At 62.6% G+C, this 25,698-nt stretch carries 26 protein-coding genes; 9 read left to right on the top strand and 17 right to left on the bottom strand.

What is annotated here, in order from left to right; genetic code table 11:
- The first annotated feature begins 61 nt into the window (after positions 1-61).
- Positions 62-457, top strand: a complete 396-nt coding sequence (gene hpaR / locus NLY42_RS30290; RefSeq protein WP_023704722.1) for a homoprotocatechuate degradation operon regulator HpaR — start codon at positions 62-64, stop codon at positions 455-457.
- 10 nt (positions 458-467) lie between these two features.
- Here the strand turns inward: hpaR and NLY42_RS30295 are convergent, their stop codons facing one another.
- Positions 468-977 carry a flavin reductase gene (locus NLY42_RS30295; RefSeq protein WP_023753967.1) on the bottom strand — a complete coding sequence of 170 codons (510 nt, stop codon included), beginning with the start codon at positions 975-977 and terminating at the stop codon, positions 468-470.
- 6 nt (positions 978-983) lie between these two features.
- Positions 984-2,528, bottom strand: a complete 1,545-nt coding sequence (locus tag NLY42_RS30300) for a 4-hydroxyphenylacetate 3-hydroxylase N-terminal domain-containing protein (RefSeq protein ID WP_023704721.1) — start codon at positions 2,526-2,528, stop codon at positions 984-986.
- Between the two features lie 92 nt (positions 2,529-2,620).
- On the opposite strand from NLY42_RS30300, the gene NLY42_RS30305 reads away from it, so the two are divergent.
- The 3 genes from NLY42_RS30305 (at position 2,621) to NLY42_RS30315 (ending at position 4,751) form a co-directional block, all read left to right on the top strand.
- Positions 2,621-3,490: a helix-turn-helix domain-containing protein gene (locus NLY42_RS30305; protein ID WP_023667823.1), complete on the top strand. Its 870-nt coding sequence runs from the start codon at positions 2,621-2,623 to the stop codon at positions 3,488-3,490.
- 266 nt (positions 3,491-3,756) lie between these two features.
- A complete protein-coding gene (locus tag NLY42_RS30310) occupies positions 3,757-4,503 on the top strand; it encodes an IclR family transcriptional regulator (RefSeq protein ID WP_023753966.1) in 747 nt (248 codons plus the stop codon).
- A 116-nt stretch (positions 4,504-4,619) separates the two neighbouring features.
- Positions 4,620-4,751, top strand: coding sequence for an AraC family transcriptional regulator (locus tag NLY42_RS30315; protein ID WP_245263496.1), 132 nt, complete (start codon positions 4,620-4,622; stop codon positions 4,749-4,751).
- 83 nt (positions 4,752-4,834) lie between these two features.
- Here the strand turns inward: NLY42_RS30315 and NLY42_RS30320 are convergent, their stop codons facing one another.
- Positions 4,835-5,560: an SDR family oxidoreductase gene (locus NLY42_RS30320; RefSeq protein ID WP_023682721.1), complete on the bottom strand. Its 726-nt coding sequence runs from the start codon at positions 5,558-5,560 to the stop codon at positions 4,835-4,837.
- A 148-nt stretch (positions 5,561-5,708) separates the two neighbouring features.
- On the opposite strand from NLY42_RS30320, the gene NLY42_RS30325 reads away from it, so the two are divergent.
- Entirely contained in the window at positions 5,709-6,605 is an 897-nt protein-coding gene (locus tag NLY42_RS30325) for an AraC family transcriptional regulator (RefSeq protein WP_023686927.1), read from the top strand.
- 70 nt (positions 6,606-6,675) lie between these two features.
- Here the strand turns inward: NLY42_RS30325 and NLY42_RS30330 are convergent, their stop codons facing one another.
- Positions 6,676-7,695, bottom strand: coding sequence for an NAD-dependent epimerase (locus NLY42_RS30330; protein WP_023667818.1), 1,020 nt, complete (start codon positions 7,693-7,695; stop codon positions 6,676-6,678).
- 31 nt (positions 7,696-7,726) lie between these two features.
- On the bottom strand, positions 7,727-9,007 hold the full coding sequence (locus NLY42_RS30335; RefSeq protein WP_023686926.1) for a nucleotide sugar dehydrogenase: 1,281 nt from the start codon (positions 9,005-9,007) through the stop codon (positions 7,727-7,729).
- Positions 9,008-9,109: 102 nt separating this feature from the next.
- Between NLY42_RS30335 and NLY42_RS30340 the strand changes: the two genes are divergently transcribed.
- The 3 genes from NLY42_RS30340 (at position 9,110) to NLY42_RS30350 (ending at position 12,635) form a co-directional block, all read left to right on the top strand.
- Complete coding sequence (locus NLY42_RS30340) at positions 9,110-9,292, top strand: hypothetical protein (RefSeq protein WP_023667816.1); 183 nt, start codon at positions 9,110-9,112, stop codon at positions 9,290-9,292.
- Positions 9,293-9,471: 179 nt separating this feature from the next.
- On the top strand, positions 9,472-10,449 hold the full coding sequence (locus NLY42_RS30345; protein WP_023667815.1) for a UDP-glucuronic acid decarboxylase family protein: 978 nt from the start codon (positions 9,472-9,474) through the stop codon (positions 10,447-10,449).
- Positions 10,450-10,673: 224 nt separating this feature from the next.
- Complete coding sequence (locus NLY42_RS30350) at positions 10,674-12,635, top strand: 3-hydroxyacyl-CoA dehydrogenase NAD-binding domain-containing protein (RefSeq protein ID WP_023699851.1); 1,962 nt, start codon at positions 10,674-10,676, stop codon at positions 12,633-12,635.
- A 7-nt stretch (positions 12,636-12,642) separates the two neighbouring features.
- Here NLY42_RS30350 and NLY42_RS30355 read toward each other — a convergent pair whose 3' ends face one another.
- From NLY42_RS30355 to NLY42_RS30375, 5 genes are all read right to left on the bottom strand, one after another.
- Complete coding sequence (locus tag NLY42_RS30355; RefSeq protein WP_245259894.1) at positions 12,643-13,863, bottom strand: cysteine desulfurase-like protein; 1,221 nt, start codon at positions 13,861-13,863, stop codon at positions 12,643-12,645.
- Positions 13,864-13,959: 96 nt separating this feature from the next.
- Positions 13,960-14,634 (bottom strand): amino acid ABC transporter permease, encoded by a 675-nt coding sequence (locus tag NLY42_RS30360; RefSeq protein ID WP_023667812.1) that lies wholly within the window; start codon positions 14,632-14,634, stop codon positions 13,960-13,962.
- Positions 14,635-14,784: 150 nt separating this feature from the next.
- Positions 14,785-15,582 carry an ABC transporter substrate-binding protein gene (locus tag NLY42_RS30365; protein ID WP_023682726.1) on the bottom strand — a complete coding sequence of 266 codons (798 nt, stop codon included), beginning with the start codon at positions 15,580-15,582 and terminating at the stop codon, positions 14,785-14,787.
- Between the two features lie 76 nt (positions 15,583-15,658).
- Positions 15,659-16,858, bottom strand: coding sequence for a pyridoxal phosphate-dependent aminotransferase (locus NLY42_RS30370; protein ID WP_023753963.1), 1,200 nt, complete (start codon positions 16,856-16,858; stop codon positions 15,659-15,661).
- A gap of 156 nt (positions 16,859-17,014) precedes the next feature.
- On the bottom strand, positions 17,015-17,776 hold the full coding sequence (locus NLY42_RS30375) for an HpcH/HpaI aldolase family protein (RefSeq protein WP_023753962.1): 762 nt from the start codon (positions 17,774-17,776) through the stop codon (positions 17,015-17,017).
- A gap of 121 nt (positions 17,777-17,897) precedes the next feature.
- Between NLY42_RS30375 and NLY42_RS30380 the strand changes: the two genes are divergently transcribed.
- The gene (locus tag NLY42_RS30380; protein WP_286489270.1) at positions 17,898-18,989 is read left to right on the top strand and encodes an LLM class flavin-dependent oxidoreductase; all 1,092 of its coding nucleotides are present in this window, start codon (positions 17,898-17,900) and stop codon (positions 18,987-18,989) included.
- A 23-nt stretch (positions 18,990-19,012) separates the two neighbouring features.
- Here NLY42_RS30380 and NLY42_RS30385 read toward each other — a convergent pair whose 3' ends face one another.
- From NLY42_RS30385 to NLY42_RS30415, 7 genes are all read right to left on the bottom strand, one after another.
- On the bottom strand, positions 19,013-19,408 hold the full coding sequence (locus tag NLY42_RS30385) for a RidA family protein (protein ID WP_023753961.1): 396 nt from the start codon (positions 19,406-19,408) through the stop codon (positions 19,013-19,015).
- A gap of 54 nt (positions 19,409-19,462) precedes the next feature.
- Complete coding sequence (locus NLY42_RS30390; RefSeq protein ID WP_023753960.1) at positions 19,463-20,611, bottom strand: acyl-CoA dehydrogenase family protein; 1,149 nt, start codon at positions 20,609-20,611, stop codon at positions 19,463-19,465.
- Entirely contained in the window at positions 20,611-21,423 is an 813-nt protein-coding gene (locus NLY42_RS30395) for an enoyl-CoA hydratase family protein (RefSeq protein WP_023753959.1), read from the bottom strand. The genes NLY42_RS30390 and NLY42_RS30395 overlap by 1 nt, the downstream gene beginning before the upstream one ends.
- Positions 21,420-21,890, bottom strand: a complete 471-nt coding sequence (locus tag NLY42_RS30400; protein ID WP_023667803.1) for a MarR family winged helix-turn-helix transcriptional regulator — start codon at positions 21,888-21,890, stop codon at positions 21,420-21,422. The genes NLY42_RS30395 and NLY42_RS30400 overlap by 4 nt, the downstream gene beginning before the upstream one ends.
- The gene (locus NLY42_RS30405; RefSeq protein WP_023753958.1) at positions 21,884-22,657 is read right to left on the bottom strand and encodes an SDR family NAD(P)-dependent oxidoreductase; all 774 of its coding nucleotides are present in this window, start codon (positions 22,655-22,657) and stop codon (positions 21,884-21,886) included. The genes NLY42_RS30400 and NLY42_RS30405 overlap by 7 nt, the downstream gene beginning before the upstream one ends.
- Positions 22,654-24,948: a bifunctional salicylyl-CoA 5-hydroxylase/oxidoreductase gene (locus NLY42_RS30410; RefSeq protein WP_023753957.1), complete on the bottom strand. Its 2,295-nt coding sequence runs from the start codon at positions 24,946-24,948 to the stop codon at positions 22,654-22,656. Before NLY42_RS30410 ends, NLY42_RS30405 begins: the two co-directional genes overlap by 4 nt.
- A gap of 141 nt (positions 24,949-25,089) precedes the next feature.
- Positions 25,090-25,689, bottom strand: a complete 600-nt coding sequence (locus NLY42_RS30415) for a VOC family protein (protein WP_023699864.1) — start codon at positions 25,687-25,689, stop codon at positions 25,090-25,092.
- Positions 25,690-25,698 lie beyond the last annotated feature (9 nt).

Genomic DNA, 25,698 nt, shown 5'->3' on the forward strand with positions numbered 1-25,698 from the left:
CCGCCCGCATCATTGGGGACGCTGCTTCTTGCTGCCTGAAAACACCCGTCGTTCTCTGCCGATGGCGCTGCTCCATGCCCGCGAAGTGGTGATGGCGCGGTTTCGCCCTATGCTGGCGGCGCATGACGTGACCGAACAGCAATGGCGTGTGCTGCGCGTTCTGAGCGAGGCCGGCCCTGTCGAGGCGACGGAACTTGCCGATCGCGCTTCGGTGCTGCCGCCCAGCCTGACACGCATCATCAAGACGCTCGAGGGCCGAAAATTCATCACCCGCAACAAGGCGGAAGGCGATGGCCGCCGTGTCGTTCTGACGATCGCCCCGGCGGGCTCCGCCCTTATCGATGCCTTGTCGCCGGAACGCCTCGTCATCTACCGCGACATCGAACAGCGCTTCGGACATGAGAGGCTCGAGCAATTGCTCGATCTGCTGGAGAGCCTGATCGCCGGCGAGAGCTGATTGCTGCGGCTCAGCCGCCAAAGCTGCCAAGCCGCGTCGGCTGCGTGTAATTGCGGTCGACATAGAGCAAGGCCGAGCCGCCGCTGCCGTGCCTGACATCGATAACGCGGCCGATCATGACATTATGCGTGCCGACGATGTGCACATCCTCGATCTCGCAATCGAAATTGACGATCGCATCGGACAGCGCCGGCGTGCCTGAGGCCAGCGTTTGCCAGCGCGCCGCCGAATAGCGTGCCTCCATGTCCCTGGTCGCGTCGGCGAACTTGCCGGCTAGGTGCATATGGTCATGCGTCAGCACGTTGACGCAGAAGCGCCGGTTGGCGAGGAACATGGCGGCCTGCGTCGAGCGGCCGTTCATGCACACCAGCAGTGTCGGAGGTTCGTCCGACACACTGCACATGGCGGTGGCGGTGAAGCCGCCGCGCCCGGCCGGGCCATCTGTCGTGACGATGTTGACCGGCGCGCAGACCCTTGCCATGGCGTCGCGGAAATCGGCCTTCGAAATCTGCGTGGCCATCTGACATCACCCCGCCGATGAAGCGAGCGGATTGAGCCAGGTATCTCCCGTCCAGCCATTCTCGTCATAGTCGGCCATGCAGGTATCGACCAGTTCTTCCATGGCCTTCAGCCGGCCGCCGCGTTCGGCGCCCTTCAGCACCTGCAGCCGCACCTCTTCCGGCGCACCGGCATAGTTGAGTTCGTAGAGCGCGTGGCGGCCGCCGAACTCGGTGCCGGTCGCGTCCCACAACAGTTTCATGATCTTGATGCGCTCGACATGGCCCATGTCGTTGGAACCGCGCACATACTGCGCGAGGTATTTGTCGATCTCGGGATTGTTGAAGTCGCGCACCGATGACGGCAGGTAGATCAAGCCGGAGGCGATCACCCGGCGCACCGTGTCGATGACGCGCGGATAGGCTTCCGACATGAAAGTCCGGTAGGCAAGGGCTGCTTCCAGGTTGGGCAGGACAGCGCCATTCGCCCAGGGGATCGGATTGTAGGCCATGGCGTTGGAAAAGCTCCAGAACATGTGCCTGAGCGCGATGACCTCGCCCAGCGCCGCCTGGTTGCCGCGGAAGGCATCGCCGCCGGTGGCGCGCAGCGCCTTTGCCAGCAGGCCGGCGAGGAAGTCGAGCTTGACGGCAAAGCGTGTGCAGCCCTGGAAGCAATAGCCATGCATGAAGCCCGAAGCCGGATGGAAGGACAGGATTTTCTGCGCCTCGCGCAGCACCAGCACGTCCTCCCAGGGGATGAAGACATTGTCGAGCACCAGGATGGCATCGTTCTCGTCGAAGCGCGACGACAACGGATAGTCGAACGGAGCCGCCGCCGTGTTGGCCGTCTGCTCATAGGAGACGCGGCAGAACATCTTTACCCCCGGCGCATTCATCGGCACGATGAACATGACCGACAGCGACGGATCTTCGGTGACCGTCGCCGAACTCTGCGCCAGGAAATTGTAGTGGGTCAGCGCCGAGGACGTCGCCACCACCTTGGCGCCGGAGACATAGATGCCGGCGTCGGTCTCCTTGGTGATGTGGACGAAGACATCCTTCACCTGTTCGGCCGGCTTGTGGCGGTCGATCGGCGGGTTGACGATGGCGTGGTTCATGAACAGCACGGCTTCCTGCGCACGCTTGTGCCAGGCGAGCGCATTGTCCTTGAACGGGCCGTACCAGTCGGCATTGGCGCCGAGCGTGTTCATCAGTGCCGCCTTGTAATCGGGCGTGCGGCCCATCCAGCCATAGGACATGCGTGACCACTCGGCGATCGCGGTCTGCTGGGCCGCGAGTTCGCCGGAGGATTTGGCGACGCGGAAATATTTGTGGGTGTAGCCGCCCGAACCGGTATCGGTAGGCGAGGTCAGCGTGCCCTGCCGCTTGGGATCGTGCAGCGCATCATAGAGGCGCGCCAGCGACCGCGCCGAATTGCGCATCGCCGGATGGGTGGTGACATCGGCGATGCGCTCGCCGTTGATGTAGACCTCGCGGCCGTCGCGCAAGCTCTCCAGATACTCGGCCCCGGTGAACGGGCGCCCATTGTCGGCACGAAAGTCTTCCGATCGCATGATGTTCCTCCACTTATGGCATCAACTCTAGCGCTCCTGGCAAGGATCGGTTAGGACGTAACGGCAAAACCGATTGGACTTTTTCCGGCGCCATGAGCCTCAATTCCATTCCTGATTTCTTTGTCTATGGCGAGCCGGTGCGGCCGCTTGATGTCGGCTTCCTGCATGTCGAGACGGTGCTTGCGCGCAGCAACATTCATCTCGGCCAGGTTGCCGCGCACAAGCATCCGCAAATGGGCCAGATCACCTACTGGACCAGCGGCTCCGGCACCTACCGCATCGAAGACCAATCCTGGGACTTTTCGGCACCGGCCGTCAGCTTCGTGCCGAGCACCATCGTGCATGGCTTCTCGATCGGGCCCGGCACCGACGCCATCGTCGTTTCGGTCGCCGATGATGCGCTTGCGGCAATAGCCGCTCACAGCCTGCTGCCATTGGACCGGCCGGTCTTTGCCGATAGCCTTCCTCAGCACGTCGCGTGGAAAAGGCTGGCGGCGGTGCTGGAGATGATCGCCGCCGAATATGCCGAGGCGCAGGCCGGCAGTGACAAGACCCTGCCGGCGCTGATCGCCGTCGCGCTCTCGCACATCGCGCGCCTTGGTCCCGAGGTAATGGATGCCACCGGTTCTTCCGATGCTGCATTGGCGCGCGGCTTGCGCCGTCTGGTCGATGCGCATTTCCGCGACAACTGGCCCGTCGACCGCTACGTCGGGGCGCTGGCCACGACACCGCATCTTCTCGACAAGGCCGCCCATACGGTGCTTGGCAGCGGCGTCAAGCGGCTCATGGGCGAGCGACGGTTGCTGGAGGCCAAGCGGTTGCTGCTGTTCACCGTGCGCACCGTCGAGGACATCGCCTACGAAATCGGCTTCGAAGATCCGGCCTATTTCTCACGCTTCTTCCGGGAGCGGGTTGGCCAGGCGCCCGCCGCCTGGCGCCGCGCGCAGCTGGGGCAGAGTTGAAGCTTCCGCGCCGGCCAGGATCAGGCGTTTGGGCCGACACGCCGGCCAGGCACGGCGCCGCCGAGTTGATCCACCTGTTGATAGGTGTTGCCGCGCAGCATCACCCCGCGCACGGCGCGGCGCATCGAGATTGATGTCGCCGCGAAACTTGCTGGTTTTTTGTCGCTTCCAAACGGTTCGTTATTTGAACCACAATTTTATGTGCTATGAGCGGACTGCAAGGTGGATTGGCTTCCGTCCCATGCGAAGTATCTTGAGGATGCACGATGAGCACAGTCGGCAAAGCGATATCGCTGTTGGAGCAGTTCACGCTCGGCGAACCGGAGATCGGCCTGTCCGAGCTCGCCCGCAAAACCGGCCTCGACAAGGCGACGGCGCGGCGCCTGCTGATGGCGCTGGCCGACCACCGCCTGATCGAACAAGAGCCGGCAAGCCGCCGCTACCGGCTCGGCGCCGGCCTGTCGCGGCTGGCCCGCTTTCGCGACGCGCATTTTCCCTTCGTGCGCGTGGCAGCACCTATGGTTCGCGAGCTGGCGCTGGAAACAGGCGAAACGGTGCATCTGTCGGAATTCAGCGCCGGCGCACTGCTGACCGTCCACGTCGAACTCTCGGCAAAGGCCAACCGGGTCAATGTCGATGTCGGCCAGGTGCTGCCCTTGCACGGCACCGCCTCCGGCATCGCCTTTCTCGCCGCTTCGCCTCAGGAAGCGGCCGAGGCCTATGTCGACAAGCCGTTGCCGACCTTCACGCCACACACGGTGACGCAGCCCGACAGGCTGATGAAGGCGATCCGGCTTGCCGCCAAGCGCGGCTATTCCTCGAGCTCCCAAGGCTATGAAGAAGGCGTCCACAGCATAGCCGCGGCAATCCTCGGCTCCGATGGCCGTCCTTTAGGCACTCTGGCGGTGGCCTCGCCTGTGTCACGCGCCGATGACAGCATGGCAGCCAGCCAGGGCGAAGCGGTGATCCAGGCGGCGCGGCTGATTTCAGCGCGCCTGGCCGGCGAAGCCTGACATCTCTACCGTCGCAGGGGAGATGATTAGCGGGTTCCCAGCGGCGCACCGGCCTTGCCGCGAGACCGGAACGCTTCGTCTGGGACAGGCGGCTGGAGCGCAGCAAGGAAGAATTGTTGTCGCCCGCCCGAGCGTCGCCCACGATCTCGGAAATCGCCTTTGCTTGCGGGTTCAATTCGAGTGCGCATTTTTCGCGCGCGTTCGAGAGCCGGTACGATGTGGCCCGCGGGAGTTGCGCCAGAGGCTGAGGGCGGGTGCATTAAGTGGTGGGCCGTTTGCCGATCTCGGAGAGCGCCCTAGCTCGCCGAAAGCCGGCATCCGGCAGCAAGTTCTACATATTGGCAGCGGTTGGCCGCACGATCACTTCGTTGACGTCGACGCCATCGGGTTGATCAAGCGCAAAACGGATCGCCCGTGCAATGGCGTCCGGTGTGAGCGACTTCTGCCGCCATTCTTTCAGAGCCGTGGCGACCTGAGGATCGCTGATATCGTCGCCTAGTTCGGTTGCGGTCACTCCGGGGGAGATGATCGTGGCGCGGATGTCGTCATGCTCCTGCCGCAGCCCCTCGGTGATTGCCCAGACGGCATATTTCGTGCCGCAATAGACCGCCGCGGTGGGCAGCACGATATGCGCGCCGACCGAGGCGACATTGACGATATGCCCATTCTTCTGGGCGACGAAGCGCGGCAGCACCGCGGCGATCCCGTTCAGCACGCCGCCGATGTTGACATTGATCATGCGAGACCACTCATCGCGCTTCAGCGCGGCAAGCGGCGACAGCGGCATGACGCCGGCATTGTTGACCAGCACATCGATCTGCCCGAATTCGGCATGAGCGGCATCGGCAAAGGCGTCGAAATTCGCCGCGTCAGTCACGTCGAGTTCGCGCCACGCGACGCCTTTGCCTATTTCTGCGGCCAGCGCCTTGAGCCGCTCGGTGCGGCGGGCCCCGATGAACAGTCTGGCGCCGGCACCGGCAAGTTCCCGAACCGTCGCTTCGCCGATGCCGCTGGAGGCGCCGGTGATGAGTACAACCTTGTCTTTAAGTCCCGTCATGATCGTTCCTTTTTCGCTGCGGTGACGGGGAGATAGATGGCGGCGAACCGGCAAAGGGCGGTAGCGTGATCGTCCAAAGAGTTTGCACGATCCTCGAAATGAACTCGAAATGCCTTGCAACATTTCGCGCCATGAAGATTTATGCGGCATGGAGAAAATCAATGAACTCGCCGAGCTGATCACCCGCTTTGCGCCGAAATCTGGCATGGCCGGCACTGCGGTGCCGCGGCTGTCGCTCATTCGCGCCAACCAGCCCAGTGCACCCGTGCCTGCGGTCTACGAGGCGTCGCTTTGCATAATCGCCCAAGGATCGAAGCGCGTCTCGCTGGCCGACCAGAGCGTGGTCTATGACGCATCGAGCTACCTGCTCGTCTCGGTCGACCTGCCGCTGGTCGGGCATGTGTTGGAGGCGAGCCCGGCGGCGCCCTACCTCTGTTGCAAGATAGATTTTGATTCCACCGCGCTGGCCGAACTGCTTGTGAAAGAAGGACGTGCATCCCCCAGCAGGGATCTGCCGGTGTTAGCTGCCTATCCAAGTGACCCCGACCTGATCGATGCCGCCTGTCGGCTTGTCAGGCTGCTCGATCGCCCCGAGAGCATCACCGTGCTGGCGCCGCTGATCGAACGCGAAATCCTTTACCGGCTCCTCACCGGACCGCACGGTGACACGCTTCGCCAGATGGCGTCGGTGGACAGCCACCTGAACCAGGTCAGCCGCGCCATCGCCACGATCCGCAATCATTTCCAGGCACAACTGCGCATCGAAGAGATTGCGGCGGCATCAGGCATGAGCGCGTCGTCCCTTCATGCCCATTTCAAGGCGATTACGCGCATGACCCCGCTCGAATACCAGAAGCAGCTGCGCCTGCAGGAGGCGCGAAGGATTATGCTTGCCGGCGGCGCAAACGCAGGCACGGCCGGGTTCGCGGTGGGCTATGACAGCCCTTCGCAGTTCAGCCGAGAATATCGTCGCCTGTTCGGTGCGCCGCCCCGGAAAGATATTGACCGCCTTCAGGCGACACCCAGTTCGGCTGCGGCTTATTGAGTTTTCCGAGCGGCATGCGCCAGCCATGGCTGGTCAGGAGCCAGCCGCCTCCAGGTGGCGAAGCGTCCGATCATGCTCGGTAGAACTCCCGGTACCATTCGACAAAGCGCGGAACCCCTATTTCGATCGGGATTTTGGGCTTGAAGCCGGTCGCCTCCTCGAGCGAGCTGACATTGGCGAAAGTTGCCGGAACGTCGCCTGGCTGAAGTGGCCTGAGGTTGCGGTTTGCCTTGCGTCCCAGCGCGTCTTCGAGCACCTCGATCAATCGGTTCAGTTGAACGGGCGAATTGCCGCCGATGTTGTGAATCCTGAACGGGGCGTTGCTGGTCGCTGGGTCTGGCGCGACACTTTTCCACTCAGGATTGGGTGTCGCGGGTTGCTGCATGACGCGGATAATACCTTCGACAATGTCGTCGATATAGGTGAAATCCCGCTGCATGTTGCCATAGTTGAAGACCTCGATCGGCTCGCCGGCGAGGATAGCCTTGGCGAAGATGAACAGCGCCATGTCCGGCCGCCCCCACGGACCATAGACGGTGAAAAAACGCAGCCCGGTGGTCGGCAGTCCAAACAGATGGCTGTATGTGTGCGCCATCAGCTCGTTCGCCTTCTTGCTTGCGGCGTAAAGGCTGAGCGGATGGTCCGCCGGATCGTGCACGGAAAACGGCATGCGGGTGCTGCCGCCATAAATCGAACTCGACGATGCATAGACCAGATGGCCGACGGACGCCTGCCGGCATCCTTCCAGGATGTTGACAAAGCCGCTGAGGTTGCTTTCCACATAGGCGTGCGGATTGCTGATCGAATAGCGTACGCCGGCTTGCGCCGCGAGATTGACGACAACCTCCGGCGCGGCCGAAAGGAAGAGCTCCGAAATACGGTCCCGCTCCGTGAGATCGGCATGCTCGAAACAAAAATTCGAAAACGCTTTCAGCCGCTCGAGACGAGCCTGCTTCAGGCTGACGTCATAATACTCGTTCATGGAGTCGAGGCCGATAACCTGGCCTCCTTCGGCAAGCAGCCTCAGGCAAAGATGAAACCCTATGAACCCGGCTGCGCCGGTGATCAGTATCGGCCTGCTTGATGTCACTGCATATCCTAGCGTTAATTTCAGGCGAGCTTTACAAGCTCCAGTATTTTATGTTGTCGGGAACTTCATTGGGCTTGATGGCCGACTTGACATCGAACAGTGTCCCCCCCGGCCTGATCATTTGAAAAAGACGCGCTCTTTCGTTGGTGAGATATTGCCTGTGAGGCACCGCCAGAACAAGCGCCTGCAAATCGTTTATCTCATCGAGCGGCAGGATTGTTTCGCCGTGATCACGCCGAGCGGTTTCGACATCGGCAAGGGGATCATGGACTTTGGGGACAATTCCGAACTGCCTTAGTTCCTTGACCATGTCGAAAACGCGGCTGTTGCGCAAATCCGGCACGTCCTCCTTGAATGTCAGCCCGAGAATGCCGACAGAAGCCCCTTTGACGGGCGTGTCAGAACCAATCAGCCGTTTGACAACCTGCTGGGCGACGAAGGCCCCCATGCCGTCATTGATGCGACGTCCGGCGAGGATGATCTGCGGATGGTAACCTTCGGCCTCGGCCTTGGCGGTCAAATAATATGGATCGACGCTGATGCAGTGGCCGCCGACGAACCCCGGTTTGAAGGGAAGGAAGTTCCATTTCGTCGACGCAGCATCAAGAACATCCTGCGTCCGGATATCGAGCCGCTCGAAGATCATTGCCAGTTCGTTCATCAGCGCGATGTTCAGATCGCGCTGGGTGTTCTCGATAACCTTCGCTGCCTCGGCCACCTTGATCGACGGGGCGCGGTAGACGCCGGCATCGATGATACGGCCATAAACGTTCGCGACGCGCTCCAGCGTCTCGTTATTCTCGCCGGAGACGACTTTGACGATCTTTTGCAGCGAGTGTTCCCGATCGCCGGGGTTGGCGCGTTCGGGCGAATAGCCGAGGGCAAAGTCGCGGGGATGTCGCAGGCCGGAAACCTGCTCGATGATCGGCCCACAGAAATCTTCGGTCACACCTGGATAGACTGTCGACTCAAAAACGACGACGGCGCCTTTGCTCACCGCCTCGCCGACGAGTTCGGACGCCAGTTTCAAAGAAGCTAGATCGGGAGCGCGATTTGCGTCGATAGGGGTTGGCACGGCGACGATGAAGAAAGTAGCGCCTTTCAACATCTCCCGGTCGGTGGTCAGCCCTATCGAGGTCTCCTTGAGCGCCGTTGCGTCAACTTCCCCCGTACGATCGACGCCGCCACGCAATTCCCCGATCCGACGCTCGCTGATGTCAAAAGCTATGGTGCCGGGGAAAACCTTCCCAAAGGCAATGGCTACCGGCAGGCCGACATAACCCAGGCCGATAACTGCAATGCGTTCGGACATCCGTGGGGTTCCTCGAGCCACCTGTTGAGCCGACGTGCTTGTATGGCAGGCTGTTGGCCAATTCAACGATGCTCTATCGCGAAGAGGAATGTCTCACGAAAAATGGTCGTTGCCATTTTCATGTTGCCATCCGCCGATGCCATCGATGTTGTGGATAAAATCCAGCAGGACCGGGTTTCGAGCCACTCTCTGCTGCGGATTGGGGTGAACCGTCAGGTTCTGCCGGCCATCTACGCAGCGGCGGCCCTGACGACAGGGCTGATATTCTCTGCTGCCAATCCATAGGCCACTATCGGCCTCAATCGTGCCTTCTGATCAAACCAAATGCCGGGATCGGAATTCGCATCGGCACCGAGCGGATCTGCGAAATTTCAGTTTGGTCCTTGTGCATTGGCTGCGGACACGTCGTATCCTGCGTGTGGCGACCGATATCTGGTCGATCAGCATTTGCCTGGGAGCAGAAATTGGCCAGACTCTATGACAGCCGCAGACGCATTCTCGTTACCGGGGGCGCAGGGTTTATCGGCTCGCATCTTATTGACCGCCTGTTGGAACGAGGCGACGAAATCTTGTGTGTCGACAACCTTTTCACCGGATCAAAGCGCAATATCGACCATTTGGCCAAGCATCCCCGCTTCGAATTCATGCGCCATGACGTGACCTTTCCGCTCTACGTCGAAGTCGATGAGATTTACAACCTGGCGTGTCCGGCCTCGCCTGTTCACTACCAGTACGACCCGGTTCAGACGATCAAGACCGCCGTGCACGGCGCCATCAATGTTCTTGGATTGGCAAAGCGGCTGAAATGCAAAGTCTTTCAGGCCTCCACCAGTGAGGTCTATGGTGACGCGTCTGTGCATCCGCAGCCCGAGAGTTACTGGGGCAATGTAAACCCGATCGGGCCGCGCTCATGCTACGATGAAGGCAAACGCTGCGCCGAAACGCTGTTCTTCGACTATCACCGACAACATGGCTTGTGGGTCAAGGTCGCGCGGATTTTCAATACGTTCGGGCCGCGCATGCACCCGGCAGACGGCAGGGTTGTCTCAAATTTCATCGTGCAGGCGCTTCGTGGTGAACCGATAACCATTTTCGGCGACGGCTCACAGACAAGGTCGTTTTGCTACGTCGACGACCTGGTGAGCGGCATGCTGCGCCTCATGGATACGGGGCCGGAGGTGACCGGTCCAGTAAACATCGGCAATCCAAGGGAAGTAACGATCAGGCGCTTGGCCGAACTGACGACGCAGATGACCGGATCAGGTTCGGATATAATTTACCGCGATCTTCCGCAAGACGATCCGCGGCACCGCCAGCCCGATATCACCCTTGCCAAAAGGCTTGTCGGCTGGGAGCCGACGGTGACTTTAGAAGCCGGGCTGCAACAGACGATCGACTATTTCAAAGCCCTGCTGCCGAAGGTTTCCACAAACTCGCCTTGACCCGGCACCGCAGTGCAACCGTCAAGTCTGACCGATCACCGTCGTGGTAGCGACGCCTTTTGCAGTCGACTCCGGTAGGCTTGAAGTTTTTCGAATTCTAATTATTTTAAGCTTGAAATTATTTTGAAGATCCATGGCGCTTCATCCGTCCGAGCCGGGACACCGGCATTTGGCGGAGAGCAGAAGGAGGAGGAAGATTTGCCGTTGTTCCGGAATAAAACTCCATGAACACAGCACGATTTTCCGAGAGTGTCACAGGCAAGATCGTCGATGGCGTTCTCATCGTCACGATCGAAAATCCGCCGGTCAACGCGCTGTCCCTCCATGTCAGGGCCGGACTGATGGCTGCGCTTGGGCGTGCGGCGTCGGATGAAGTGTCTGCCGTGGTGCTGACCGCCATTGGGCGCACCTTCATCGGTGGCGCCGATATCAAGGAATTCGGCAAGCCCGCTATCGGGCCCACACTGCCTGACGTGATCGAAGCGATGGAGAGCTTCGCCAAACCGATCGTCGCGGCAGTAGGCGGCGCGGCGCTCGGCGGCGGCTGCGAGATTGCGCTGGCCTGCCACTACCGGGTGGCCAGCAAGGCGGCCAGCTTCGGCCTGCCCGAGGTCAAGCTCGGGTTAGTGCCCGGGGCCGGCGGAACCCAACGCCTGCCCCGCCTCATCGGCACGGTCGCCGCAATTGACCTGATCGGCACGGGTCGGCCCGCAAATGCCGACGAAGCTCTCGCTCTCGGTCTGATCGATACCATTGCGGACGATCTTCCCGAAGGCGCGCTCGATGTCGCCCGCCGTCTCGTTGGCCAACCGCTGCGGCGCACGGGTGCGCTTTCCGTCCCGCGCTCGCAACCTGAGGCCGACGCGGCAGCCGCAAGAAAGGTGCTTTCCCGCAGCCGTGGACAGATCGCGCCTGCAGAGGCCGTGAGACTGGTCCGGGCCGCGTCCACGGCCAGACTTGAGGACGGTCTTGTGCACGAACGCGCGACCTTCCTGCGCCTCCGGGATTCTCGCGAGGCGGCAGCGTTGCGCCACGTCTTCTTTGCCGAGAGGCAAGCCAGCAAAGTCGACAGGCTGGAGGGTATCACGCCTCGCAAGGTCGAGACCGTCGGTATCGTCGGAACCGGCCTGATGGGTGCAGGCATCGCGGTCTCGGCCTTGAATGCCGGCTATCGCGTAATCGGCATCGAGCAGAACGACGACGCCGCGGCAAAAGGATACGAGCGGATCGCCGGCCTTCTCGACAAGTCGGTCCAATCCGGCCGACTCACCGATCATGCCCGCAGGGAGGCGCTGAGCCGGTTTGAAGCGGCCAGTGACGCCGGCAGGCTGGTGCAGGCCGATCTGGTCATCGAGGCAGTGTTCGACGATCTCGCGGTAAAAACCGAACTCTTCCGGAAGCTTGATCGTATCGTCCGCCCCGACGCCATACTGGCGACCAACACCAGCTACCTCAACCCCGACGAGATCGCCTCGGCAACCGCCCGGCCCGAACGGATCGCCGGCCTGCATTTTTTCTCCCCGGCCAACGTCATGCGGCTCACCGAAGTGGTGGATTGCGCGGCGACGGCGCCCGATGTGCTCGCCTCGGCTATCGCGTTCGTCAGGAAGCTCGGCAAGCTGCCTGTCGTGTGCGGCGTTACCGAGGGTTTCATCGGCAACCGCCTCTATTCGGCCTACCGCCGCGAGGCGGAGTTCATGGTGGAGGATGGCGCAGCACCGGAAGAGGTGGATGCCGCGCTGGAGGCCTGGGGCTTCCCGATGGGGATCTTCGCGGTCAACGACATGGCTGGGCTGGAGATAGCCTGGGCGCGGCGCAAGCGACAGGCGGCGATGCGCGATCCGCAAGCACGTTATGTCGAGATCGCCGACCGGCTGTGCGAGGCCGGCCGCTTCGGCCGCAAGACCGGGCGCGGCTGGTACGATTATTCCGACGGCGAGCGCAGGAGCGACCCGCAAGTGGCCGCGCTGATCGAGGCCGTTCGGGCGGCCAAGGACATCGTGCCGCGCCGCTTTTCGCCCGATGAGATCGTCACGCGCTTGCTGGCGGCAATGGCCGACGAGGGCAAGGCATTACTCGCCGAAGGCATCGCGGCGCGTGCCTCCGACATCGATCTGGTGATGATCAACGGCTATGGCTTCCCGGCCCACAAGGGCGGGCCGATGTTCCGCGCCGGAGAGGTTTAAGGACCAGCTACGACAGCCTTGCGATGACGGCGCGCAGTGCCTCGCCGAAACGCCTGACCTCGTCGACCGTGTTGTAATGGACCAGCGAGGCGCGGATGGCGCCGCTGTCCATCGACAGGTTGAGACGCTTCATCAGCCGGGGCGCATACATATGGCCGTCGCGGATGCCGATCTGCATGTCAGCCATTTCCTCGACGATCCGCTGCGGCGACAGCTTGCCGATGTTGAAGCAGAATGTCGGCACGCGTTCGTTGATGCGGGCTTCCTCGGCGACGCCGTAGATCGTGGCATTGCATCCCTTGAGCACGGCGAGCATCTCACGCGCCAGGAGCACTTCGTAATCGCGGATGGCGCCCATGCCGGCAACGATGTTGTCGCGCCGCGAGCGGTTGTTGGAGGGCGCCAGATTGCGGCCGATCAGTTCCAGGTACTGCACTGCGGCATCCATGCCCGAGACGTTCTCGTAGATGAAGGTGCCTGCCTCGACCTTGTAAGGCGGCTCGTCGGGGATGAAATCCTCGCGGAAGGTCGGCAGCCGCTTCAGCGTTTCGAAGCGGCCCCACAGAAAGCCCATATGCGGCGAGAAATTCTTGTAGCCGGAGCAGACGAGATAATCACAGTCCCAGGCCTGCACGTCGATCAGCCCGTGCGGTCCGTAATGCACGCAGTCAAGGAACACTTCGGCGCCGGCCGCATGCGCGATCGCGGCCACCGAAGCGACTTCGACGATCGAGCCGATCGAATGCGCGGTCACCGTGCAGGCGACGAGACGGGTGCGATCGGAAACCAGCGGCTTGAGGTCGTCGACATGCAGGTTGCCGTCCTCGCGCATGCGCCACCATTTGAACTTGGCTCCGGCGGGCTCCAGCGCCAGCCACGTGGCGATGTTGGCGTCGTGGTCCATATCGGTGATGACGATCTCGTCGCGCTCTGTGTCCTTGGCCAGCATCTGGCCGATGCCGAGGCTGACCAGGCGAATGAACGAGGTGGCGTTCATGCCGAAGCAGATTTCCGACGGACTGTAGGCGTTGATCAGCAAGGCCACGCTCGTCCGAGCATCCGCAACCGATTGGTCGACCGTGACCGAGCGCCCATAGCGACCACCACGCTGCACATTGTGCGAGACCAGGTGATTGGTCACCGCGTCGAGCACGCTCTGCGGGATCTGCGCGCCGGCGGCGTTGTCCATGAAGATGAAATCACCGGCGCGCTGCAAGGCCGGAAACATGGCGCGGATGGTGTCGACCGGAAAGCCGCCGGCGGCTTGGGAATTGCTCAACTGTATCTCCTGCGAATGGCTTGGGAAGCGGGACGGTTGATGAGGTCAGCGCGTCTTCTCGGTCTTGAAGCGGTCTTCGAGCAGGCTGACGAGGCGGACCATGGGCCAGAGGAAGATGAGATAGACCAAAGCGGCGCCGATCAGCGGCGAGGGATTGGCATAGAGCGATTGCGCGTTGGTCGCTTCCTTCAACAGTTCAGGCAGCGCAACGGTGGAAGCGAGCGACGTGTCCTTGAACATCGAGACGCAATTGCTGGTCATCGGCGGGATGACGACGCGGATCGCCTGCGGCAGCACCACCTTGCGCAAGGTCAAAAGGAAAGGCAGGCCGAGCGCCTGTGCTGCCTCGAATTGGCCTTTCGGAATGCTCTCGATGCCGGAGCGGAACACTTCTGCTGAATAGGCCGACATGATGATGGCGAACGCCGTCACGGCGGAGGCCCAGGACGACAGACGGATGCCGAGGAAGGGCAGCGCATAATAGATCAGGATCAGCACCACCAGCACCGGCAGGGCACGGAAGATGTCGGTGTAGCCGACCGCCAGCCAGCGCAGCGGCTTCGGCGCATAGAGCCGCAACAGGCTGATCCCCAGGCCAATGGGAATGCCGATGCCGATACTCAAAATGCCGAGCAGCAGCGTGTTCAGGAAGCCACGCAACAGCGCCGGCAGGCTGGACATGATCACGTCAGGATTGAAGAAGGTGTCGATCAGCGACATGGGAGCGTTCCCGAACCCCAGAGCAAAGGATGCTCAAGCTAAAACCAATCGACCTTGCCTCCGATGAGGCTATCCGTGTGGCAGCAGGCGCCGGAGCGTGAAATGAATCGTGCCGGCCTGGGAGCCGGCACGATTTAAGTGCATTGCCGGTCAGGCCTTGGGCAGCGGCATTTCCTTGACCGTCGAGGAATCGGCTGGCGCGTCGCTGCCGAACCACTTCTTGTGGATCGCGGCCAGCGTTCCGTCCTTCTTCATCGCGGTCAGCGCGTCGTTCAGCTTGCCGAGCAGCGGATGGTCCTTGCTCATCATCAGGCCGTACTGTTCGCCGGTCTTGATGCGCTGCTTGACCTTGAGGTCCTTCATCTTGGTGAAGGAGTATTCCATGCCCGGAATATCGCTGACGGCGGCGTCCACGCGGCCCGCGCTGAGGTCGAGCAGCAGGTTCTGCTGCGTGTCATAGCCCTTCACGTCGCTGTAGCCGTCAGCCTCCTGATGCGCCTTGACCCAGGTCTCGCCGGTCGAGCCTGAAAGCACGCCGACGATCTTGCCCTTGAGGTCGGCCTCGGTGTTAACAGCGCTATCGGTCTTCGTCGCAATGCCCATGTCGGAGTCATAATAGGGCTGGGTGAAGGACAGCGTTTTCAGTCGCTCCGGCGTGATGGTGATCGAGGAGATCGCGACATCGATGCGGTTGGAACTGACAGCCGCGAACAGCGCCTGGAAGCCGAGGTCGGCAATGTCGGTGGTCATGCCGGCACGCTTGGCCGCTTCGTTGACGATGTCGACTTCAAAGCCCTCGAACGTGCCGCTCTCGTTCTTGTATTCGAAGGGCGGATTGGTCGGGTAGGCGCCGACATTGAGCACATCGGCGGCAAAGGCGGTGGCCGGGCCGGCAGCGATGCCGATCGTGGCGGCGAGAAGAAGCAGGTTGCGACGAGTGAAGCTCATTTTGTGTTCCCTCTGGTTGTGATCGGGCGGGTTTGCTCCCGCACGGTTTGTTGCCGTCCCACCTCCCAGCGGGGCGTCAATTCATGGCGGCGACCATGCGCTCGAGCGCGGTCGCTATCTGGTCGCGTTCACGGCACACGCACATCCGCAGGAAGGCCGCTGCCGAATTTCCAAAGAGGTGGCCGGGAGCCAGCCCGACGCGCGCCGTCTCCAGTATCCTGGCGCAGGCCTGCCGGGCGTCGCTTTCGCCGTCCATGGCAAAGAAGGCATACATGCCTCCGCGCGGTTTCGTCGGCAGGATGATGCCGGGAATCTGGGCCAGCCTGTCATAGGCAAGGTCGAGGCCGGTTTTGATCCGCTGCCTGATCTCCTCGACCAGCGGCTCGCCTTGGCGGATGGCGGCGACAGCGCCTGCCTGGATAGGCGCGGCGGTGCCGCTGTTGATGTACTGCGTCATGGCGCCAAGCTGGTCGGCCACCCCCGACGGATGCGTCAGCCAGCCGATGCGCCAGCCGGTCATCGCCCACGCCTTCGAAAAACTGTTGACCGACAGCACCCGGTCGCCATCCTCGGCGATCTGCAGGATGGAAGGAGCAACATTGCCGTCGAAATAGAGCCGGCCATAGACCTCGTCGGAGATGATCCAGATGCCGGTGCGCCGGCTGAAGTCGAGCAGCGCCTGCATCTCCTCGCGCGACGCGGTCCAGCCGGTCGGGTTGGACGGCGTCGACAGGAAGATCGCGCGTGTGCGCGCATAGCAAGTGGCGAACAGCCGGTCGAGATCGAGATGCCAGTCGCCCTTGAAGTCGAGCGAAAACGGCCTTGGCTCGCCGCCGATCAGATGGATGGCGTTGTGGATGTTGGGCCATTGCGGCGCGACATAGACGACGTTGCTGCCGGTATCGACCAGCAGTTCCAGCGCCAGGTACAGCGCCTGCATGCCGCCGGGCGTGACCGTGGTGCGCGCAATCGGGATCGTCCGGCCGTGAATGCGCGTTTGGTATTCCGACAGCGCCTCGTTCAGTAGGGGGTGCCCACGCATGTTAGGGACGTAGAACGTCTGGCCTTCATCGAAGGCGGCCTTCGCCGCGTCGCGGATGAAAGCGGGCGTCACCATGTCGCCTTCGCCGTACCAGAGCGCGATCACGTCGCCCAGTTCTCGGGCGCGCACGGCAAGGTTGGCAATGTTTTCGGTGTGCAGGTCACGGATCTGGGCACGTACGCCGTCGAAAGCATAACGCGCGCTGGACGATGACTGGGGCAGTATGAACGACAAGGACTGAAACCCCTCCCACCCGGAGCACCGCGACGGACTGCCCGGCAAGCCCCACCGGCACGACAGTCGCCATCGAGTTTGGATGCTATCCAATGTGCTGCGCTTTTCAAGGAAAAAGTTTTAAGCTTAAAAAGTTTTTGCCCGATCCGGCCCGTCTCACCCCAGCACGGCGCGCGCAGCGGTGCAGTTGGCCGCAGCGCCGGCGCCAAGAAACATCGTATCGCTGGCCAGGACGAAGAAGCTCGCGCCGATAGCGGCCCACTGGCTGATCGTCTGTGGGCTGGCGCAAAATATGCCCGACGTCCTGCCGTGCGCGACAGTCGCGCGGATGATCCTTGTGATCGCCTTATTGAGCTTGTCCACGCCTTTCGGCCCGATCGCATCGATCGACACGGAGAGATCGCCGGGGCCGACGAAGACCACATCGACACCGTCGACGGCAGCGATCGCCTCGATGTTGGCCAGCCCCTCCGATGTCTCGACCTGGACCGCGACGACGATCCTGTCATTGGCCGCGGCCAGATATTCGGGGATGCGATAGCCATAGCCGGCCGCGCGGCCAGGCCCGACGCCGCGCTCGCCCAGCGGCGGATAGCGCGAGGCTTTCACCGCCGCCTCGGCCTGAGCAGCGGTCGAGACGCGCGGCACGAGCACGCCTTGTGCGCCGCTGTCGAGCGCCGCCTGGATAGCTTCCGGCGCATGACCGGGAACACGCACCATGGCCGGCACGCGATGCACGTCGGCCGCGCGCACCATGGTTTCGATCGTGTCGCGCGCGATCTGGGCATGTTCCCAGTCGATGCAGAGGAAGTCGAGGCCGGCGAGCGCCATCACTTCGACGGCGACGGGATGGGGAATAGCGGCGAAGGAGCCGACGAGATTGGTCTTGCCGATGCACTTCTGACGGAACGCGCTCATATTCATCCCCTTTTTCCCCTCCAAATTCATATCCGCAATCGGCGGCGAGGCGAAGCTATTTCAGGCTTGAAATATCTTTGCGCGGGCCTAGCGTGTCGGTCTCCCGCCACGAGTTCCCATGATGATCAAAACGCATCCCCTGCACGGCTCGAACAAACTGAAGCTCGGCGTCTTTTCGACCAATGCCGATGGCGGTCTGGCCATCACCGATGTGCCGGAACGCTGGACGGCAAGCTGGCAGGACAATCTGACGGCGGCCCAGATCGCCGACCGCGCCGGGCTGGAATTTATGCTGCCGATCGCGCGCTGGCGTGGCTTTGGCGGCCGCAACAAGGTGCGCGAATGGTCGTTTGAGACCTTCACCTGGGCGGCAGCGCTGGCGGTGGCCACCGAGCAGATCGGCCTGTTCATGACCGTGCATGTGCCGCTGGTGCATCCGCTCTATGCCGCCAAGGCGCTGGCAACTGTCGACCATATCAGCTATGGCCGCGCCGGTCTCAACATCGTCTGCGGTTGGAACCCGAAGGAATTCGGCATGTTCGGCACGCCGCTGGTCGAAAAGGGCTACGACCAGGCCGCCGAATGGATCGAAATCCTGGAAAAGCTTTACGCCTCGGACCAGCCTCTGGACTACGAGGGCACCTACTATCGCCTCAAAGAGGCGGTGAGCCGGCCGGCCAGCGTGCAGCAGCCGCGACCGGTGACGATGAACGCGGCTTTCGGTGGCCCCGGCCGCGATTTCGCCGCCGCCCGATGCGATTATCTGTTCACGACCTTTGCGGAAATGAGCGACGCCGGCAAGCATGTCGCAGACATCAGCGAACGGGCCGACAAGGTTGGCCGCAACGTCGGCGTCTACACGGCGGCGCATGTCGTCTGCCGTCCAACCGTGGAAGAGGCGCAGGCCTACTACACGCGCTATGCCGTCGATCTGGCCGACCACGATGCGGTCGATGCTCATATGGCAGGCAAGAAGGAGTTCTCGCAGTCGCATGACTCGCATGCCTATGACCGCTACCGGCAGCGTTTCGCCGGCGGCGCCGGCACCTACCCGCTGGTTGGAACGCCAGAGACGATTGCCGCCGAGATGGCGGCAATAGCCGGGCATGGCTACCAGGGCATCGCGCTGTCGTTCGTCAACTACACCCAGGAATTGCCCTATTTCTGCGACCATGTGTTGCCGCTGCTGAAGCGGGTGGGGCTGCGCTGCTGATCAATCAGAGAATAACGAATTCGTTAATCCGGAATAACGGCGGTGGCCTGAATCTCGATTTTGGCGCGATCTTCCACCAGCGCCACCACCTGCATGGCGGCCATCGCCGGAAAATGCCGGCCGATCACCTCGCGATAGGCTTCGCCTATACCCTTGAGATTGCCGAGATATTCGGCCTTGTCGGTGAAATACCAGGTCATCGCGGTGATGTGCCGTGGCTCCGCGCCGGCTTCCGCCAGCACGGCGACGATGTTTTGCAGCGTCTGCCGCACCTGGCCGGCGAAATCGTCGGTCTCGAACTGGCACTGCCCGTTCCAGCCGACCTGTCCGCCCACGAAGACGAGCCTGCCGCGCGCAGCAATGCCGTTGGCGTAGCCGACCGGTTTCGCCCAGCCCTCCGGCTGCAGGATCTGGTGCATTTTCAAGCCTCCCCGGTATTCTTAAAGATCAATCTCAAATCAAATACATCGCCGTCAGGCCGCGCCCATCACCTGCCGTGCGATCACCACCTTCTGCACGTCGGAAGCGCCCTCATAAATGCGCAGCGCGCGGATTTCGCGATACAGGCTCTCGACGATGTGGCCTTTGCGGACACCATCGCCGCCATGCAGCTGCACAGCCTTGTCGATCACCTCTTGCGCCTTGTCGGTGGCGAACAGCTTGGCCATCGCCGCCTCGCGGGTGACCCGCCCGGCGCCCATGTCCTTGGTCCAGGCAGCGCGGTAGACCAGCAGCGCCGCCGCATCGACGTCCAGCGCCATGTCGGCGATATGGCCTTGCACCATCTGCAGCTCTGCCATCGGAGCGCCGAAAAGTTTGCGCTCGGCCACCCTGCTGATGCTTTCGTCCAGCGCCCGGCGGGCAAAGCCGAGTGCCGCCGCGCCGACCGTCGAGCGGAACACGTCCAGCACCGACATGGCGATGCGGAAGCCGTCGCCTGGCTTGCCGATCAGCGCCGAAGCCGGCACCCGGACCTGATCGAAGGAAAGCCGCGCCAGCGGATGCGGCGCGATCACCTCAAGGCGCTCGGCGATGCCAAGCCCCTTGGCGTCGGCGGGCACGAGAAAGGCGGAAAGTCCCTTGGCGCCCGGCGCCTCGCCGGTGCGGGCAAAGACGACGTAGAGATCGGCGATGCCGCCATTGGAAATCCAGGTTTTCTCTCCGCTGAGGATATAGAAGTCGCCATCGCGGCTCGCCGTCATTTCGGTGTTGGCGACATCCGACCCCGAGCGTGGCTCCGACAGCGCGAAAGCCGAGATTGTCTTGCCGGCCCTGGTCTTTGCCAGCCATTGCTGCTGGTCGGTCGTGCCGAACAGGCTAAGCGCGCCGGTGCCGAGCCCCTGCATGGCGAAGGCAAAGTCGGCCAGCCCGTCATGGCGCGCCAACGTCTCGCGCGTGATGCACAAGGTGCGGACATCGAGCGGTCCCGGATTGTCGGTATCGAGCGCCGTCGGCTTCAGCCAGCCGTCGCGGCCAAGTTTGGCCACCAGTTCGCGGCAGGCGGCATCGACGTCATGGTGATCGACGGGCAGGTTCCTGGCGCACCAGGCATCAAGGCGTTCGGCGAGTTCGCGATGCCGGTCTTCGAAAAACGGCCAGCGGAGGAAACTCCTGTCTGCCATCAATTGCCCTCGAACACCGGTTTTTCCTTGGCCACGAAGGCCCTGTAGGCGCGCTCGAAGTCACGCGTCTGCATGCAGATCGCCTGCGCCTGCGCTTCTGCTTCGATCGCCTGGTCGAGGCCCATCGACCATTCCTGGTTGAGCTGTGTCTTGGTGATGCCGTGCGCGAAGGTCGGACCCGAGACGATGCGCGCCGCCATCTCGAGCCCGTCGGCCTCGAGCACTGCGGCATCGACAAGCCTGTTGTAGAAGCCCCAGCGCTCGCCTTCCGCCGCCGTCATCGTGCGGCCGGTGTAGAGCAATTCGGCGGCACGGCCCTGGCCGATGATGCGCGGCAGGATCGCGCACGCGCCCATATCGCAGCCGGCAAGCCCGACGCGGGTGAACAGGAAAGCGGTCTTGGCCTCCGGCGTGGCGATGCGGATGTCGGCGCTCATGGCGATGATGGCGCCGGCGCCGACCGCGACCCCGTCGACCGCCGCGATGATCGGCTTGCCGCAATTGAGCATCGCCTTGACGAAATCGCCGGTCATGCGGGTGAAGGCGAGCAATTCCTTCATGTCCATCTTGACCAAGGGGCCGATAATGTCGTGGACATCGCCGCCCGAGGAGAAATTGCCGCCATTGGGCAGGAACACCACGGCGTCGACGTCGTCGGCATAGACGAGATCGCGGAACGTGTCGCGCAGTTCCGCATAGCTGTCGAAGGTCAGCGGATTCTTGCGCTCCGGCCGGTCGAGCCGCACCTTGGCGATCCTGTCTTCGACTTCCCAAAGGAAGTGCTTCGGCTTGAGGCCGGCCATCGAACTCATTCGCGTCCCTCCCAGTTGCTGCGGAACGAGGTCAGCATGCCGGTCAGCCGGCGCGCATCCTCCTCGCTGACCTTGGCCAGCAATTCTCCGATCCAACCCTCATGCGCCGCGGCCATTGCGGCAAAAGATTTGGAACCCTCGTCGGTCAGTCGCACCATGGATGTGCGGCGATCGCCATTGCGGCGCGCGCGCGCGACCACCCCTTCCGAAACCAGCCGGTCGACAATGCCGGTGACATTGCCGTTGGATACCAGCAGGAAGCGCGACAGATCGCTCATCAGCATGCCTTCCGGCGCGCGGTAGAGGGCGGCCATGACGTCGAAACGCGGCAGTGTCGTATCGAATTCCTTCTTCAGGCGCTCGCGCAGCTCGGCCTCGATCGTGCGCGAGGCGCGCAGCAGCCTGATCCAGAGACGCAGCCGGTCCTTGCCGGGTCCCGACGGCGCGGGCAATGGGCCGGCTACCATGTTTCGCCTCCTGAGATCGAAATCGCTTGTCCGGTAATCGACGCAGCCGCATCGCCGCACAGCCAGAGCACCGTCGCGGCAACTTCCTGCGGCTGGATGAAACGGCCTTGCGGGTTGGTCGAGGCAAGGCTCGCCCGCGCCTGCTCGACTGAGCGGCCGGTCTTTTCGACGACGCGCTGAATGGATTCCGCCAGCATGTCGGTCTCTACGAAGCCCGGGCAAACGGCGTTGACGGTCACGCCGGATTTCGCCGTCTCGGCCGCCAGTGCCCGCATCAGCCCGACCACCCCATGCTTGGCCGCCACGTAGGGCGCGACATAGGCGTAGCCTTTCAGCCCTGCGGTCGAGGCGACGAAGACGATCCGGCCCGCCTTGCGCGCGGCCATGCCGGCCAGCGCCGGCTTCACCGTCAGGAAGGCGCCGGTCAGATTGACGTCGAGCGTCCGCTGCCAGTCGGCAAGCGAGGTCCTGTGCGTCGGCGTGCTGCCGGCCATGCCGGCATTGGCGACGACGATGTCGAACGGGCCGCGCACGGCTTCCGCTTGCGCGTAGAGCGAAATCATCGCCGCCTCGTCGGTGACATCGGCTGACATGGCGTGGATGCGGTCGTTCTCGCCGGCCAACTTGGCAAGCTCGGCGTCGCGCCTCCCGCATATGGTCACCTCTATGCCGACCTCGGCCAGCACGAGCGCGATGGCCCGGCCGACGCCGGAGCCGCCGCCAGTGACCAGCGCATGTTTGCCTGAAATCGCCCAGGCCGTCGTCATACTTTCAGCCCCGCCGCCGCATCGCGCTCGGCCAGCCGGTAGATCTGGTCGCGTCCGGGCAGATAGGGATCCGGCCATTTGACACCACGATCACCGAGCGTCACGGCCGCATGCAGCGTCCAGTAGGGATCGGCGAGATGCGGCCGTGCCAGGGCCACCAGGTCGGCGCGGCCGGCCATCAGGATCGAATTGACATGATCCGGCTCGTAGATGTTGCCGACCGCCATCGTCGCCATGCCGACCTCGTTGCGGATGCGGTCCGAGAACGGCGTCTGGAACATTCGGCCATAGACAGGCTTGGCGGCAATCGAGGTCTGGCCTGCCGAGACGTCGCATATGTCGACGCCGGCTTCGTGCAGCATCCGCGCGATCTCCACCGCATCGGCCGGCGTCACACCTTCGATGCCGACCCAATCATTGGCCGAAATGCGCACCGAGATCGGCTTTCGCGTCGGCCAGGCGGCGCGCACCGCATGGAAGATTTCCAGGGGATAGCGCATGCGATTTTCCCGCGAACCGCCATACTCATCCGTGCGCTGGTTGGTGACCGGCGTGATGAAGGACGACAGCAAATAGCCATGCGCGGCATGGATCTCGAGCATGTCGAAACCGCAGCGATCTGCCATCTCGGTGGACGCGACGAACTGGTCACGCACCTCGTCCATGTCGGCGCGGTCCATGGCTTTCGGCACCTGATTCTCAGGCGACCATGCAATCGCCGAGGCCGCCATGACCGGCCAATTGCCCGAGGCGAGCGGCACGTCGGTGCCCTCCCAGCCGACACGGGTCGAGCCCTTGGCCCCGGAATGGCCAATCTGCGCGCAGATTTTCGCCTCGGTCTCGGCGTGGACGAAATCGACAAGCCGCTTCCACGCCACCTCATGTTCCGGCGCATAGAAACCGGGACAGCCGGGCGTGATGCGTCCTTCCGGGCTGACGCAGGTCATCTCGATATAGACAAGCCCGGCGCCGCCCTTCGCACGCTCGGCATAGTGGGCGAAATGCCAGTCGGTCGGGCAGCCGTCGACGGCCTTGTACTGCGCCATCGGCGAAACGACGATGCGGTTGTTGAGCTGCATGTCGCGCAGCTTGAACGGCGCGAACATCGGCGCCCGGCGCTGCCTGTTGCCGCCTGCCCCTGCCTGGTGCTGGAACCATTCCTCGGCGCTCTCAAGCCATTTGGCATCGCGCAGCCGCAAATTCTCGTGGCTGATGCGCTGCGAGCGGGTCAGCAGCGAATAATTGAACTGCACCGGATCGAGGCCGAGATAGCGCTCGACCTCCTCGAACCACTCCAGCGAATTGCGCGCCGCCGACTGCAGCTTCAGCACCTCGGTGCGGCGCGCATCCTCATACTTGCGGAAGGCGGCGTCGAGGTCCGGTTCGGTTTTGACATATTCGGCCAGCGCCACCGCGCTTTCCAATGCGAGCTTGGTCCCGGAGCCGATCGAGAAATGTGCCGAGGCCGCCGCGTCGCCCATCAGAGCCAGGTTCTTGTAGGACCAGCGTTCGCACAGCACGCGCGGGAAATTGATCCAGGCCGAACCTCTGATGTGATTGGCATTGGTCATCAGCGCGTGGGCGCCGAGATGTTTCTCAAAGATGCGCTCGCAGACGGCGATGGATTCCTGCTGCGACATGGCGCCGAAGCCGAAGGCAGCCCAGGTCTGTTCGCTGCACTCGACAATGAAGGTCGCTGTCTCGCTGTCGAATTGATAGGCGTGCGCCCACACCCAGCCATGCTCGGTCTTCTCGAAGATGAAGGTGAAGGCGTCGTCGAATTTCTGGTTGGTGCCGAGCCAGACGAATTTGCATTTGCGGGTGTCGATGTCGGGCTTGAAGACTTCGACGAAGGTGTTGCGCGCCCTTGAGTTCAGCCCATCGGCGGCGACGACCAGATCATGCGTCTCCATATAGGGCTGAGGGTCGGCGATATCGCTCTCGAACATTAGCCTCACGCCAAGTTCGCGCGCGCGTCGCTGCAGCAGGACCAGAAGCCGCTTGCGGCCGATGCCACAGAAACCGTGGCCCGACGAGACCGTGCGCACGCCGTCATGGATGACGGCGATGTCGTCCCAATAGGCGAAATGCTTCTTGATCCAGACAGCGCTGACCGGGTCGTTTTTGGCAAGGTTGTCGAGTGTTTCGGCCGACAGCACGACGCCCCAGCCGAACGTATCGTCGGCGCGATTGCGCTCGAACACCGTGATCTCGTGGGCGGCGTCCCGCAGCTTCATTGAAATGGCAAAGTAGAGGCCGGCTGGTCCGCCACCGAGAACCGCAACCTTCATCCGTGCGATCTCCTCTTCGCTTGCTGCATATCAAGTATCGCGCCGGAGATAAAATATTTCAAGCTTAAAGTTTCATGTTGGAACGATTGCTGGACACGGGTGGCGCGCCTGCGGGCTGGCCCCGCAAGCGCGCTCTGGAAATCACTTGTCCGGGTTCTTCGGGCTCCACAGCACAGTCTCGGCACCCTTCTCATAGGCCATCCCATCGGGATAGCTGATCGCCTCCAGTTGCAATCCCCATGGCGCCTGGAAATAGAGAATGGTCTGGCCGGCCGCCGGACCTTCCTTGACCGGCAGCGGACCCATCCGCGTCTTCACCCCCTTGCCGTCGAGATAGGCTTTCGCCGCGGCGACATCATCGACATACATGGCAATGTGGAAGCCGCCGATATCGCTGTTCTTCGGAGTCAAATCCTTCTGGTCAGGCGCGGTGTACTTGAACAGCTCGATGTTCGATCCATAACCGCAACGCACCATGGTGACCTGCTCGATGACAGCCTTCGGATCGACGCCCAGAAGATCCTGCATGAAGGTGCCCTTGTCATCGGCGAACGGACCGAACGACATCGCCTTCTTGCAGCCGACGACTTCGGTGAAGAAGTCGACTGCCTGCTTCATGTCGGGCACCGTGATGCCGGTGTGGTCGTGGCCGCGCATGCCGGGGATCGCATCGGCCGAAGCCGTTCCCATCGAGCAGAACAGGATCGCGGCAAGCATCGTGCCGCGGGCTGCGTAATTCATATTACCCTC

The sequence above is a fragment of the Mesorhizobium sp. C372A genome (assembly GCF_030323245.1).
Taxonomy (GTDB): Bacteria; Pseudomonadota; Alphaproteobacteria; order Rhizobiales; family Rhizobiaceae; genus Mesorhizobium.

Coding starts and splice junctions, on each gene's coding strand:
- NLY42_RS30385 (WP_023753961.1), bottom strand. CDS start 19,408: ATGCACCAGATCCTGCAGCCGGAGGGCTGGGCGAAACCGGTCGGCTAC.
- NLY42_RS30320 (WP_023682721.1), bottom strand. CDS start 5,560: ATGACGGGACTTAAAGACAAGGTTGTACTCATCACCGGCGCCTCCAGC.
- NLY42_RS30360 (WP_023667812.1), bottom strand. CDS start 14,634: ATGTCGCTGATCGACACCTTCTTCAATCCTGACGTGATCATGTCCAGC.
- NLY42_RS30395 (WP_023753959.1), bottom strand. CDS start 21,423: ATGAGTTCGATGGCCGGCCTCAAGCCGAAGCACTTCCTTTGGGAAGTC.
- NLY42_RS30305 (WP_023667823.1), top strand. CDS start 2,621: ATGAGCCTCAATTCCATTCCTGATTTCTTTGTCTATGGCGAGCCGGTG.
- NLY42_RS30325 (WP_023686927.1), top strand. CDS start 5,709: ATGGAGAAAATCAATGAACTCGCCGAGCTGATCACCCGCTTTGCGCCG.
- NLY42_RS30410 (WP_023753957.1), bottom strand. CDS start 24,948: ATGAAGGTTGCGGTTCTCGGTGGCGGACCAGCCGGCCTCTACTTTGCC.
- NLY42_RS30300 (WP_023704721.1), bottom strand. CDS start 2,528: ATGCGATCGGAAGACTTTCGTGCCGACAATGGGCGCCCGTTCACCGGG.
- NLY42_RS30400 (WP_023667803.1), bottom strand. CDS start 21,890: ATGGTAGCCGGCCCATTGCCCGCGCCGTCGGGACCCGGCAAGGACCGG.
- NLY42_RS30415 (WP_023699864.1), bottom strand. CDS start 25,689: ATGAATTACGCAGCCCGCGGCACGATGCTTGCCGCGATCCTGTTCTGC.
- NLY42_RS30350 (WP_023699851.1), top strand. CDS start 10,674: ATGAACACAGCACGATTTTCCGAGAGTGTCACAGGCAAGATCGTCGAT.
- NLY42_RS30355 (WP_245259894.1), bottom strand. CDS start 13,863: ATGTTTCCGGCCTTGCAGCGCGCCGGTGATTTCATCTTCATGGACAAC.
- NLY42_RS30310 (WP_023753966.1), top strand. CDS start 3,757: ATGAGCACAGTCGGCAAAGCGATATCGCTGTTGGAGCAGTTCACGCTC.
- NLY42_RS30335 (WP_023686926.1), bottom strand. CDS start 9,007: ATGTCCGAACGCATTGCAGTTATCGGCCTGGGTTATGTCGGCCTGCCG.
- NLY42_RS30390 (WP_023753960.1), bottom strand. CDS start 20,611: ATGGCAGACAGGAGTTTCCTCCGCTGGCCGTTTTTCGAAGACCGGCAT.
- NLY42_RS30365 (WP_023682726.1), bottom strand. CDS start 15,582: ATGAGCTTCACTCGTCGCAACCTGCTTCTTCTCGCCGCCACGATCGGC.
- hpaR (WP_023704722.1), top strand. CDS start 62: ATGGCGCTGCTCCATGCCCGCGAAGTGGTGATGGCGCGGTTTCGCCCT.
- NLY42_RS30340 (WP_023667816.1), top strand. CDS start 9,110: ATGGTCGTTGCCATTTTCATGTTGCCATCCGCCGATGCCATCGATGTT.
- NLY42_RS30375 (WP_023753962.1), bottom strand. CDS start 17,776: ATGAGCGCGTTCCGTCAGAAGTGCATCGGCAAGACCAATCTCGTCGGC.
- NLY42_RS30405 (WP_023753958.1), bottom strand. CDS start 22,657: ATGACGACGGCCTGGGCGATTTCAGGCAAACATGCGCTGGTCACTGGC.
- NLY42_RS30380 (WP_286489270.1), top strand. CDS start 17,898: ATGATCAAAACGCATCCCCTGCACGGCTCGAACAAACTGAAGCTCGGC.
- NLY42_RS30295 (WP_023753967.1), bottom strand. CDS start 977: ATGGCCACGCAGATTTCGAAGGCCGATTTCCGCGACGCCATGGCAAGG.